We start from the raw sequence: 11,696 nt of genomic DNA on the forward strand, positions 1-11,696 counted from the left end.
CCGGCACATGCTAACCACGACGATCAGCCCTTGGTCGAGCCCGCCAGCATCCCGGAGACAAGGGTTCGCTGGGAGAACAGGAACAGCACGAGCACCGGGAGGATCGAGATGATGACCGCCAGGGCGAGCTCGGCGCTGGTGATGTTCAGGCCGCCTCCCGCGACCGGGTTGAACGCGGGCGTCGAGGACAGCAGTTGGTTCAGGCCTACCTGCAACGGGAACTGGTCGCTGTTGGGCAGCACGAGGTACGGCAGGAAGAAGTTGTTCCAGTTGCTCACGAAACTGAAGAACCCGACCAGGCCGGCGACAGGCCGCGCCAGCGGCAAGGCGATCTTGGTGAACACCTGCCGCTGCGAACAGCCGTCGATCCGGGCCGCCTCGACGATCTCCTTGGGCAGGCTGGTCGCGAAGTAGATGTAGACCAGGTACACGCCGAACGGGAAGAACGCCATCGGCAGCACGACCGACCAGATCGTGCCGATCAGCCCGAACTCGTTGAGCTCCAGGAACACCGGCAGCACGAGGGTCGCCGACGGCATGATCATCACGACCAGCGTCACCGCCAGCAGCGCCCGGCGGCCCCGGAAGTTCATCAGGGCCAGCGCGTACCCGGCCGGAATGCTCGTCACCAGCGTGATCACCAGCGTCAGCACCGAGTACACCGCCGAGTTGCGCAGCCAGAGCAGCAACGCGCCGTCCTGGAACGCGATCAGGTGCTGCCACGCCGTGCCGACGTTGCCCAGCGAACCGAACGACAACGGGCCGTCCTGCACCAGTTCGCCGGCCGTCTTGGTCGGCGCGAGCACGAGCCAGATCACCGGCAGGACGAAGAACACCAGCAACGCCAGCAGCAGCACCACGATCACGATCGTGGCGGCGAGGCTGGACTCGTGCGGTCGTTTCAGTCTGGTCAGCATCATGCTTCGTCCACTTTGAACAGATCGGATCGCGAGACCAGCAGACCGGCGCAGATCAGGCCGAGCGCCAGCAGGAAGACCGAGATCGCCGCGGCACCGTTGAAGTCACCGTGCTGGAAGGCGTAGACGTACGCCAGCTGGTTGGGCGACCATGTCGGGCTGACGCGGCCCAGCGACGCTGTCTGCAGCAGTTGCGGCTCGACGAACAGCTGGGTTCCCGCGGCGAACGCGAGAATCGTCATGTACGCGATCCACTTGCGGATCATCGGGATCTGGATGTGCCACGCCGTCCGCCACTGCCCGGCACCGTCCATTCTGGCCGCTTCGAGCACCTCGTCCGGGATGTTGTTCAGCGCCCCGTGCATCACGACCATCCAGCCGCCCGCGCCCGTCCAGAACGCGATCAGCACGAAGATCACCGGCAGGTGTCCGGGAGCCAGCACAGCGGCGAAGCTGTCGAACCCCATGGCGTCGAGCAACCACGAAGCAGGACTGACACCCGGATCGAGCATGAACAACCACACGAGCACGCTGGCGACGCCGGCCAACGCCCCGGGAACGTAGTAGAGGAACCGGAAAATCGCCGACAGGCCCGGCCGCATCCGTCCTCGCAGAACGATGGCCACGACGACGGTCAGCACGACCAGGGACACCAGCCACAACACCAGATACAGCGCGATGTTGAGGAACGCGGGGACGAACCGGTAGTCCTGGGCGACCTTCACGAACTGGTTGAGGCCGGTGAACTGGCCCCGGTCGTTGGTCAGGGCCAGGTAGAACGCGTAGACCGTGGGGAACACGCCGAACGCGAGCAGAAGCACCGTGTACCCCGACACGAACAGATAGCCGGCCAGGCCAGATCTGGTGCGGTAGGTCATCGGCCTTCGATCTGGTAGCCGACGGTCTTCGCCTCGTCGATGATCGCCGTCTGCCACTGCGGCAGCAGTTCGGTGAGCGTCTTGCCCGCGGTCAGCCCCGGCAGGACGACGTTCGACCACGCGGTGGCGTCGCTGAACTTCGTGTTCGACCACCCGGTCCAGACGACGTCGGCCGCCTTCGTCAGCACCTCGCTGATGTCCGTGGCGAAGTACTGCTTGTTCTCCGGGTTCGCCAGCCAGGCCTTCGCGGCCGGGGCGTACGCCGGGTAGGTCGGAGCCTTCGCCTGGTTCTCGTCCGACGTCGTCAGCCACGTGACCAGGTCGACGGATGCCTTGAGGTTGGCCGAGTGCGACGACACCATCCAGACACCTCCGCCCACGTTCCCGGTGGCCACAGTGGACTCACCCTCCCAGGTCAGCGGACCGGCCGCAGCGATCTGCCCGGCGGGAACCTTGAACGCCGAGTCGAACAGGTACTTGCCGTACCAGGACGGGCCGTTGGCCATCAGGATCTTGCCGCCGTTGTCCTTGGCGAAGCTCTGGCTGAAGAACCCTTGCGTGGCCACGGTCTTGTTGGCTACCAGCTTGTCGAGCAGAGTGGCCATCCGCGTGCAGTTCTTGTCGGCCAGGTCGACCTTCAGCGTGGCCGGCTGCACGAGCTGGAACGCCGGGCACTGGCTCGACCAGAAGTAGGACTCCTGCGAGTTGGTGTCGCCGATCGAGCCGATGAGGTACCCGGGGTGTTCCCTGGCCACCCGCTCCCCCAGCGCCTCGTACTGCTGCCAGGTCTTGGGCACCTCGTACCCGAACTCGTCCATGAGCTTCTTGTTGTACCAAAGCACGACCTGCGCGATGTCGTTGCGCATGCAGTACGTGTGACCGTTGAACCGGCACGGTTCCAGCGATCCCTTGGCGAACCCGTCGAGGGTCTGCTGCGGAACGAGGTCCGCGTCCAGCGGTGCCGCAAACGCTTTCGCTTGCGGATTCGTCGGCTGGGACGCCCACGTGACGTCCGTCGGGCTGGCGAACACGACGTCCGGCCAGCCGTTGCCGGTCCGGTCGAACAGCTGCACCTTGGTCTGCAGGTACGTCGAGCCGTCCGCGCTGCCGTCGTAGGTGACGATGTTCAGCTTCGCGTCCGGATGGGACTTCTGGTACTGCTCGACGGCGGGCAGCCGGGTCGAGTCGGCCCAGACGGTGATCTGAGTTCCCTCGGTCTGGGCGACCGGCTCGAACACGGCCGAACCGGTGTTCTTGGACTGCTCCGCGCTGGCACACGAGGAAAGTGTCACGGCGGCGACAGCCACGGTCGCGATGGCGAGTCTGACCCTTGGCGGCGTTGACATGGGCTTGGCCTTTCTGGTCTGTCGCGTCACCCGCCCTGCTCGACGAACTTCTCGAGCGCGGGGCCGTAGTCGAAACGGGCGGGCAGTGAGATTCCCGGTCCCAGCGGGGCGTGGACGAGCCCCGCGGAGTCGACGTGACGTTCCCGGACGACGGTCCGGGACGTCACGAGCGACTCGTAGTAGGTGGTGTTCGGGATGGCCATGCAGAGGTGCTGGTTCGGGATGTCCGAGCCGTGCATCTCCGCGCGGAGCCGGTAGGCGTCCGCCAGATGAGCGGTGCGGATGGCTCCGGTGACGCCACCACGCAAGGTCGTGCTGGCGCGCACACCGAACGTGGCGGCGCCGGCCTTGATGAAGTCCGCGGAGTTCATGTGCGCACCGTCGGACGTTTCCGCGACGAGCAACGGAATCTCCACTTTGGACGCGAGAGTTCCGTAGGCGCTGATGCTGAACTCGCGGATCGGCTCCTCGTACCAGAGATAACCCGCCTCACTGAGCGCTCGTCCCAGGTAGATGGCGTCCGGCAGGTCGAAACCAGCCGAGCCGTCGTACATCAGGGGAACGGCCGCGCCGACGTGATCACGCAGGGCCTGGCACAGTTCCGCATCCCGCCGGGCATCGCCCCACGCGTGCAGCTTGATGCCGCGATAGCCCAGTTCCAGGCACTGGTCGGCCACCTCCAGGAACTCGGCGACCGTGTCGAAGGTGGTCGTCGAGGCGTAAGCGGGAATCTCGGTGCGGTACCCGCCGAGCAGCTGCCAGACCGGCTGGTCGCACACCCGCCCGGCGAGATCCCACAGCGCGACGTCGATCAGGCCGAGAGTCGGCAACGGCAGTTCCTCGATGCGGTCGAGCTCCCACACCCGGTGCCACAACCACTCCCGCCGGAACGGGTCCTGACCGAGGAGTTCCTCGCGGAACACCCGGTCGACGAGATCCTCGAGGACCGGCGCGGCGCCGGGACGGGCGAACAGTGCGACGCCCTCGGCGCCTTCGTCGGTCCCGATGCGCAGCACCGCACCTTCGCCCGCCGGTGCGCTCCCGCCGAGACCGCGCCGCCAGTTGTACGGCGGATCAGCGGCCGGGAGGCCGAACCGGTGCACCTCGACATGCGTGATCTTCATCGTCTCTTCCCGGTCAGAAGCCGCCGTAGGCCTGGATTTCGTAGACGCTGCCGCCGTTCCAGTTCGACCCGGTGACGGTCAGGCGGAGGTATCGGGCCTGGACGGGCGCCGCCGCGAACGCGTGGTTCGTGCGTTCGGTGGTCGGCACGGCCGTGTGGTCGTCGAACATCGACCACGACGTGCCGTCGGTGGAGGTTTCGAGCCGGTACCGATAGCCGTTGGTCAGCTCGAAGTTGATCACCGTGCTCTTCAGCGCCGTGACGCTGCCGAGGTCGACCTGGATCCACGACGGATCCGGCAGGCCGAGACCCTGCGCCCACCGCGTGCCCAGATCACCGTCCACTGCCAACTCAGGCGTGTTCGGCGCCGAGAACGACGACACGGTCACAGGTTTGCGGAGTGCGAGGCTGACGTCGGCCGGCGTGGTCAGCGTCAGCTGGATCGGGGACGACACGTTGCCCGCGGCGTCACGAGCGGTCACCGCGAAGGTGTACGCGGAGGCCGGCTTCAGCCCGGACACCCTCAGGCTCGGCTGTGCGGTCGTCGCGATCTGCCGGCCGTCCTGGGTCACGGTGTAGCCCGCGATCCCGGCGTTGTCCGTTGCCGCGGGCCAGCTCAGGTCGAGCGTGCTGGGCAGCAGGACGTTGGCTGCAGGCTTGCCGGACAGGGTCGGTGCCTGGGTGTCCGTTCCACCGGGTAGCGGTGTTCCGTAGACCTCGAGTTCGTAGATGCTGCCGCCGTTCCAGTTGGATCCGGTCACGGTGAGGCGCACGTACCGTGCGGCGACCGGATTCGGGACGGCTGAGTAGTTGGCCGACACCGTGGTGTCCGCGGCGGTGTGGTCCTCGAACGTCACCCAGTTGTTCTGGTCGGTCGAGACCTCCAGCCGGTACCGGTACCTGGTCAGCTCGAACGTGGTGATGATCCCGCTGATGTTGTGCTGGGCACCGAGATCGACCTGGATCCACGACGGGTCGGGCAGGCCGAGCCCCTGCGCCCACCGCGAGCTGAGGTTTCCGTCGACAGCCAGTTCAGGTGTGTTCGATCCGGAGAACGACGACACCGTGACAGGCTTGCGCAGCGCCAGGTTCGGACCGGACGGCATGGTGACGCTCACCCGGCGGCTCGCCCGCGACTCGTTGGCGGCCGCGTCCCGTGCCGTCACGGTGAAGTCGTACTTCCTGCCCGGCACCAGACCGGCGATCCGCGCCTGCGGGTTCTTCGACGCACCAACCAGTTCGCCGTCCTGGAACACCGAGTACCCGGTGACGCCGACGTTGTCCGTGGCCGCAGGCCAGCTGAGGTCTGCAACGGTGGGGAACGCGGTGACCGCGGTCGGAGCGCCCGGCACGGACGGTGCCGAGCGGTCGCTGCTCACCGGGTCCGGGTCGAGATGCCGGTACTGCGGTTCGAGACCCGCGTGGTTCACGATGCCCGCCGGGAGCTGCTGACAACCGTCCACGGTGGGGTTGTTGGCAATCGTGGTGCGCAACGTGTTGGCCTGCGCGGAGTACTTCGGCTGGGTGGTGAAGTTGCGGTCGGCGGTGATGTCCAGGCCGTGGTTGAGCAGCATCCACTGGAACGCCACGTCGCAGAAGGCGTTCTGGGTGGTGTGGAAGTACTGGCTGGCCTCGTCGTGGTAGATCGCGCCGTAGGCCGGTGCCGGGACACCGGAGATGAAGTTGCCGGAGACGGTGCTGCCGGGGTTGGAGCTCAGCGTGTAGACCGCGCCACCGTCGGACAGCCGCTTCATGAAGCCGAAGATCCGGTTGTCGCTGACCACGTTGTTGCGCGCGATGGTCGGGACGTCCCAGACCGGTACGCCGTTGTTGCCGGGTGAGTTCGTGTCACCGCCCTTGTCCAGCATGCCCCAGCCCCAGCCGACCGAAATGCCGCTGTACGGCAGGTTGTAGACCTTGTTGTGCGTCACCACGGTGTGGTCGGTGTAGCCGACGAAGATGCCGAGCGAACCCCAGTACTGGTCGGCCACGCCGGTCACGACGTTGTTGCTGACCGTGTTGTCCTTTGTGGTCGATCGCAGGTCCGCGGGATGTGCGTCGACCACGTCGGCGCCACCGACCTGGATGCCGGTCCCGGCGATCTGCCTGAACACGTTGCCGGTGATCCTGGTGCGCTGGGTACCCAGGTTCAGGTTCAGGCCCACCGCACCGAGGTGCGTGAAGGTGTTGCCGGTGAAGGACAGGTCGTGGCCGTAGTTCGTGTTCACGGCACCCGGCGTCTTGACCCACTTGAACCGCGTGGAGTCGAAGTTGGGGTTGTTCGCCCCGACGATCCGGAAGGCGGCCTGCCCCTCGACCATGCCGTCGGCCGAACTCGGCGCGAGCCAGGTCGAGTAGGAGAAGGTGATGCCGTCGAAACCGATGCCGCGCACCGGGTTGTTGACATCACCGTTGAAGTTCACCAGGTCCTGCACGACGGGAACGACCGCCGTGCTGAGGTCCTGCCCGGCTTTGGGCAGGTAGTAGAGGTCGCCCGTGGTCTTGTCGAGGTACCACTCGCCTGGCGTGTCCAGGAACTCGTAGGCGTTCTCCAGCCAGTTCGGCGTCTGGATCTCGACTCCGGTGTGCAGGTTCGCGTTGTGCCAGCACTGTTGCTGCATGGTCATCGCGGTCGCCGAGATGGACTGGACCGGGCAGCGGTAGTGCATCCAGCCCCACAGGCTGTTCACCTCGACCGCCGACTGGTTGCGCAGGTTCTGCAGGCTGGTGTCGGTGATCGAGTAGCCCGTAGCGGTCTTCGCGAAGCCCGGCGGGTTGTCGCGGTCGCGGGCCCGCTGCTGGAGTTCGCCGTTGACGTAGAACTGGCGCGTGTCGACAGATCCGATGTGTGCCTTGTAGATGTTGCGCGCCGGGTCAGCCAGGGACCACCCGGTCACCTGTTTGCCACCGCTGATCGTGGGACGGGCTCCCGGCGCCGCGCGGTAGGTGATCCGCCGGCCGGCCGCGGCGGAGTCCGCGCTCGTCAGCTCGAACGTCCTGGTGAGCTGGTAGGTGCCGCCGGCGAGGACGACATCGATGTCACCACGACCTTTGACAGCTCGCACGTGATCACGGGCGCGCTCCAGCGTCTGGAACGGCGCGGATCTCGTGCCGGGGTTGGAGTCCCGCCCGTTCGGAGCGACGTAAAAGCTGGTCACAGCGGGACCGGCGGACGCGGCGACGGGAACCGCGGCCGTGGCGAGAACCGCGGCGAGCGTCGTTTTCAGGGCAGCACGAACTAAGCCTGGAAGTTTCGACATTGAAATTCCCAATCGTGGAGGTGCTAAGCGCGGGCTTCCTTGGCGGGCTGGGACGGCGGCTCGGGCGGGTGCGAGCGGCCGGGGAGGTTGAACACCCGATCGCGGATCCGGCGTTCGAACTGGTGGCGAGTGGTGTCGACGTGTTCGGTCATCAGCACGGCGGCACGGTCCGGGTCGCCACCCGCGATCGCTTCGGCGATGGCGATGTGCTGCGCGGCGGCCGCTTCGAGCGATCCGGGAACATCCCCGTGGAACAGCAGGACGTCCGACTGCCCGGCGAACCGCCGGGCGTTCGTGACTCCCGACTGCAGGAAGACGTTGCGCGCGGCCTCGCTGACCGCATCGTGAAACGCGGCGTCCGCCGCGGCGAAGCCCGACGCGTCTCCCGCCCGCGCGGCAACTCCCGACTGGTCGGCATGGCCGCGGATCGCGCGCACCTGAACGGGTGTGGCGAGTTCGGAAGCGCGACGGGCGGTCTCGCCCTCGATGAGCCGCCGGTAGTCGAGGAGCATCAGGACGTGCTCCATGTCGGTCGGCTGGTAGTGCACGAGCTGTTCGTCGGCCGGATTCGCCACGGACGCGACGAAGATGCCCGCTCCCTTGCGGACGGTCAGCCTGCCGATCGCGGCGAGAACCTTCACCGCTTCCCTGGTGACGTTCCGCGTCGTGCCGAGCTCCTCGGCCAGGCCCTTCTCGGTCGGCAGCCGGTCGCCGGGCCGCAGGTCGTGCTCAGCGATGTACGCGAGCAACTGTTCGGCGACCACCTCGTAGCCAGGGCGGTAGCGGTCATCGGCTGACATCGTTCATCGCTCCTCTGCCGGATAGATCCGACCTATTGGCGAGGAGCGTAGAGCACAGGACGGTCGTGCGGAAGATGGATCTGACTTATCTTCCGCCTCGGCTCGAATCGGGGAAGATAAGTCAGATCCTTGGTGGTCAGCCGCGGGTGGGAGAGAGCAGCGTCGCCCGTCCGATCGTGTGGCTGCCGATGAGGAACCCGAGCAGAGCGCCGCTGGTGCCGGCCGTGACGTCGAGACTCGGCACGTCCAGCGCGGTGACGGTGATGTAGTAGTGGTGGGTGACGCCTGCCGGAGGCGCCGCGCCGATGTAGCGAGGCATTCCCGCGTCACCACCCAGCTGGATGGCTCCGGCGGGCAACTTGGCGCTGTTGAGGGCGCCGGCGTCGAGCGGCAGGGACGTGGCGCCGGCGGGGATGTTGGCCACCACCCAGTGCCAGAAGCCGCTACCGGTCGGAGCCTCGGGGTCGTACATCGAGACCACGAAGCTCTTGGTACCGGCCGGGAAACCGCGCCAGGACAGCTCCGGGGAGATGTCCTTTCCGCCCGGTGCCCCGAAGATTCCGGAGCGCTGGTCAGCAGGCAGCGCCCGGCCGTTCTTGAACGTGGTGCTGGTCAACGAGAACGAGGGCACCTTCGGCAGGTACCGGTATGGGCTCTGGTGCCCGCCCAGGCTGACGCGGATGTGCTCGGCGGATGCCGGTGCGCCGGTCGCCGCGGGAACGCTGATGACCGCTGCGGTCAGCCCCAGGCTGAGCGCAGTCAGGGCCCACCTCTGATACTTGATCTTCCGCACGTGAGTTGTTCCTTTTCGTGACAGTTGTTGAGGAATCTGACGTCAGCAGTCCAGCGCCAACCGGAACAGCTGCACGGGAAAGCGGATCCGGGAGGTGCCGCCGTTGAAGGGAGCCGCCCGGTCCAGCTGAGGTACCGGCAGCCACAAGTTGTTGCGGGCGTCCAGGAACGGCGCGTCCGTCCAGTGCAGGCGCGGGTCCTGGACCACCTCGGTGATCCGGCCGCCCGGGCTCCTGCGCGCGACCGAGTTGCGGGCCAGGTCGGAGAAGTAGAGATTTCCCTTGCGGTCCATGGCGGTGCCACCGGTCGGCGGCAGATCCGCCCACGGCCTCACCTGCCCGGCCAACCGCGCCGGACTCAGTCCGGGGTCGTCCAGCGCCCAGGTGGGCACGCGTGACCAAGGCCCTGACAGCGGGCCGTAGTAGAGCCACCGCCGGTCGGGCGACAGTTCAAGAGGGTCGGCGTTGACCTTCAGCGGCTTGCCGTCGGCGCCGCGCACCACGGTGCCGTCGACCACGACCGGCCGGTCCGCGGGCGCCGCGGTGGACGGGTGCCCGTCGAGTACCCGCCGGGCGGCACCGGTGCGAAGATCCAGCACGATCAGCCCGGGGCGCCCGGCATCGGTGAGGTAGGCGGTGTGGCCGTTGAACCGGACGTCGTTGACGTAGCTGCCCGGCGGGGCCACCTCGCTGTTGAAGGGGTAGACCCTGCTGACGCGGTTGCCGGCCACGTCGACGCGCACCAGCTTGGCGCCGCCGGGCAACGGGTCGCCGCCGAAGGTGGGCGCGCCGGTGTCCACCGCCCACAGGCCGCCGCGACCGTCCAGGTTGATCGCGTTGACGTTGACGAACGCGGTGCCCGCCGCATCGCCCGGCCGCCAGGCGTTCCAGGCGGCGTCCGGGTAGGGCGCGACCCCGCCGTCCGCGGTGATGAGGCCCAGCGCGGGTCCCGTCGATCCCGACCAGCGCTGGCCGCCCACGAAGACCCGGCCGTGGTCGACGGCCACGGCGTTCCACACCATGCCGTCGCTCTGCGCGACCAGCTCGAGCCTGCCGCTGGCGGCGGCCGGTGCGACGGAGGCCGCAGCGAGCACGACGGCGGCCAATGCCCCGAATGTGCGCGTGGTGTTCGACATGGCTCGAACGTATCCAGCACGCACTGGTTACTTGCAAGGGAACGGTGTTCCCCTGAAGAGCGCTAGTTACCTGGAGGAAAGCGCCTACCAGGTCAGCTCGGCGACAGTGCGATCACCGTGCCGGGGCGAACCCAGCGCATGAGCGACACGAGCGTGCTCGCCGGGATCGCCACACAGCCGGCGGTCGCGGCGCCGTTCGTGACGTGCACGAAGAACGCGCTGCCCCCACCCGGAACGCGTTCGGAGTTCACACCCATCACCAGGGCGTAGTCGTAGACAGGGCCCTGGTCCCACAGGTTCTCCGACTTGCTCTCGTTGAACGGGCACGTTCCCCGAGCGCACCGCTGGTGGGTGTTGTAGTCGGGACTGTTGACATCGCTGACCCACCAGTCCGAGTTGTCGACCTGCAGGTACGGCAACCCGGAACCGGGGTCGGGCTGCCGGCCGAACGCGCTCGTGATCGCGAAGGCTCCAGCCGGGGTGGCGGACGAGGATTCCCCGTAGGTGCGGGAGATTCCGATCGGGCCGACCTTGGCGGCGACAGGGCCGATCGCCCGCGTCCACCCGGTCTCCGACCTCTCCCAGGCGGACAACGTGGCATTGGATCCACCCGTGCCCGCGACCGAGATCACCCGGCTGGTGCGGCCCACTCGGCCCATGAACCACGGTCCTTCAACGGGCTGCGCCGCGGCTGCTGGTGCAGGTGCGGCTGCTGGTGCGACCACGGCAGCGGGCCGCGGCGTGGAGGAAGTGGTTTCGGACACCTTGGTCGCCAGGCCGGCCGAAGTCGAAGGGACGGCGCTGGAGGTCGGACCGGCAGACGAGCCGGCCGTTGCCGGCTCAGCGGTGGCTAACCGCTGGGTGTCCGAAACAGCGACGGGAGCAGCCTGCGTGGATCCGTTGCCGGACACCACGACGAGCGCGGCAACGGCGACCGCCGCCATGACGGGACTCAGGACTCGAACGCGAACAGGAACCTTGGCCAGGCGCCGGAACATAACCCTCTCTCCACAGAAAGATCGGCCACGGGCGGCATGCGCCGCCCGTGGCCGACCGGTTCAGAAGTACCCGGATCAGAAGAACTCGGCGAGCACCGCCGCAGCCTTCGCGTCATCCAACCAGACGATGTTGTAGTCGGTACCTCTCAACCGGAAGAGACCTGCCGTCAGTTGGTGCTGGGCCTCGGCCTCGTCGTAGATGGCCTGGACGTACTCGGTCACTTCACCAGACGGATCCACCGTGACGGCGTTGATCTCCAACACCTCGTACGGCTTTCCGTACGGCTCTCCTTTGTGCTTCTCGGCCAGGACGTCCTGCTTCAGGTAGAGGTATCCGGCGGTCTCGTGCTCGTGCTCGAGACGCCCGACCTTGTCCGCGAAGCCGGTCAGGTCCGACGGCAGCGGGATCGGATCGGCAAAGATCTTCCGCCGGCGGAAGAACTCCAT

The 11,696-nt window shown here is 67.3% G+C and carries 10 protein-coding genes; all 10 read right to left on the reverse strand.

Annotation, left to right across the window (positions count from 1 at the left end):
* Positions 1–23: 23 nt before the first annotated feature.
* Positions 24–920, reverse strand: coding sequence for a carbohydrate ABC transporter permease (locus ACIA8G_RS21210; protein WP_396420317.1), 897 nt, complete (start codon positions 918–920; stop codon positions 24–26).
* On the reverse strand, positions 917–1,795 hold the full coding sequence (locus ACIA8G_RS21215; protein WP_396420319.1) for a carbohydrate ABC transporter permease: 879 nt from the start codon (positions 1,793–1,795) through the stop codon (positions 917–919). The genes ACIA8G_RS21210 and ACIA8G_RS21215 overlap by 4 nt, the downstream gene beginning before the upstream one ends.
* Complete coding sequence (locus tag ACIA8G_RS21220) at positions 1,792–3,102, reverse strand: ABC transporter substrate-binding protein (RefSeq protein ID WP_396420320.1); 1,311 nt, start codon at positions 3,100–3,102, stop codon at positions 1,792–1,794. The genes ACIA8G_RS21215 and ACIA8G_RS21220 overlap by 4 nt, the downstream gene beginning before the upstream one ends.
* A gap of 65 nt (positions 3,103–3,167) precedes the next feature.
* Positions 3,168–4,265 carry an enolase C-terminal domain-like protein gene (locus ACIA8G_RS21225; protein ID WP_396420322.1) on the reverse strand — a complete coding sequence of 366 codons (1,098 nt, stop codon included), beginning with the start codon at positions 4,263–4,265 and terminating at the stop codon, positions 3,168–3,170.
* A 13-nt stretch (positions 4,266–4,278) separates the two neighbouring features.
* Positions 4,279–7,524, reverse strand: a complete 3,246-nt coding sequence (locus ACIA8G_RS21230; RefSeq protein ID WP_396420324.1) for a discoidin domain-containing protein — start codon at positions 7,522–7,524, stop codon at positions 4,279–4,281.
* Positions 7,525–7,547: 23 nt separating this feature from the next.
* On the reverse strand, positions 7,548–8,324 hold the full coding sequence (locus ACIA8G_RS21235) for a FadR/GntR family transcriptional regulator (RefSeq protein WP_396420325.1): 777 nt from the start codon (positions 8,322–8,324) through the stop codon (positions 7,548–7,550).
* Positions 8,325–8,460: 136 nt separating this feature from the next.
* A complete protein-coding gene (locus tag ACIA8G_RS21240) occupies positions 8,461–9,117 on the reverse strand; it encodes a YbhB/YbcL family Raf kinase inhibitor-like protein (protein WP_396420326.1) in 657 nt (218 codons plus the stop codon).
* 42 nt (positions 9,118–9,159) lie between these two features.
* Complete coding sequence (locus tag ACIA8G_RS21245; protein ID WP_396420328.1) at positions 9,160–10,251, reverse strand: SMP-30/gluconolactonase/LRE family protein; 1,092 nt, start codon at positions 10,249–10,251, stop codon at positions 9,160–9,162.
* 92 nt (positions 10,252–10,343) lie between these two features.
* Positions 10,344–11,249 (reverse strand): L,D-transpeptidase, encoded by a 906-nt coding sequence (locus tag ACIA8G_RS21250; RefSeq protein ID WP_396420330.1) that lies wholly within the window; start codon positions 11,247–11,249, stop codon positions 10,344–10,346.
* 75 nt (positions 11,250–11,324) lie between these two features.
* Positions 11,325–11,696: a hypothetical protein gene (locus ACIA8G_RS21255; RefSeq protein ID WP_396420331.1), complete on the reverse strand. Its 372-nt coding sequence runs from the start codon at positions 11,694–11,696 to the stop codon at positions 11,325–11,327.

Origin of the sequence: Lentzea sp. NPDC051213 (assembly GCF_044455585.1) — a bacterium.
GTDB lineage: Bacteria > Actinomycetota > Actinomycetes > Mycobacteriales > Pseudonocardiaceae > Lentzea.

Bases quoted from the DNA above. Each gene is read 5' to 3' on its own strand.
- ACIA8G_RS21210 (WP_396420317.1), bottom strand. From the start codon at position 920: ATGATGCTGACCAGACTGAAACGACCGCACGAGTCCAGCCTCGCCGCC.
- ACIA8G_RS21215 (WP_396420319.1), bottom strand. From the start codon at position 1,795: ATGACCTACCGCACCAGATCTGGCCTGGCCGGCTATCTGTTCGTGTCG.
- ACIA8G_RS21225 (WP_396420322.1), bottom strand. From the start codon at position 4,265: ATGAAGATCACGCATGTCGAGGTGCACCGGTTCGGCCTCCCGGCCGCT.
- ACIA8G_RS21230 (WP_396420324.1), bottom strand. From the start codon at position 7,524: ATGTCGAAACTTCCAGGCTTAGTTCGTGCTGCCCTGAAAACGACGCTC.
- ACIA8G_RS21235 (WP_396420325.1), bottom strand. From the start codon at position 8,324: ATGTCAGCCGATGACCGCTACCGCCCTGGCTACGAGGTGGTCGCCGAA.
- ACIA8G_RS21245 (WP_396420328.1), bottom strand. From the start codon at position 10,251: ATGTCGAACACCACGCGCACATTCGGGGCATTGGCCGCCGTCGTGCTC.
- ACIA8G_RS21250 (WP_396420330.1), bottom strand. From the start codon at position 11,249: ATGTTCCGGCGCCTGGCCAAGGTTCCTGTTCGCGTTCGAGTCCTGAGT.
- ACIA8G_RS21255 (WP_396420331.1), bottom strand. From the start codon at position 11,696: ATGGAGTTCTTCCGCCGGCGGAAGATCTTTGCCGATCCGATCCCGCTG.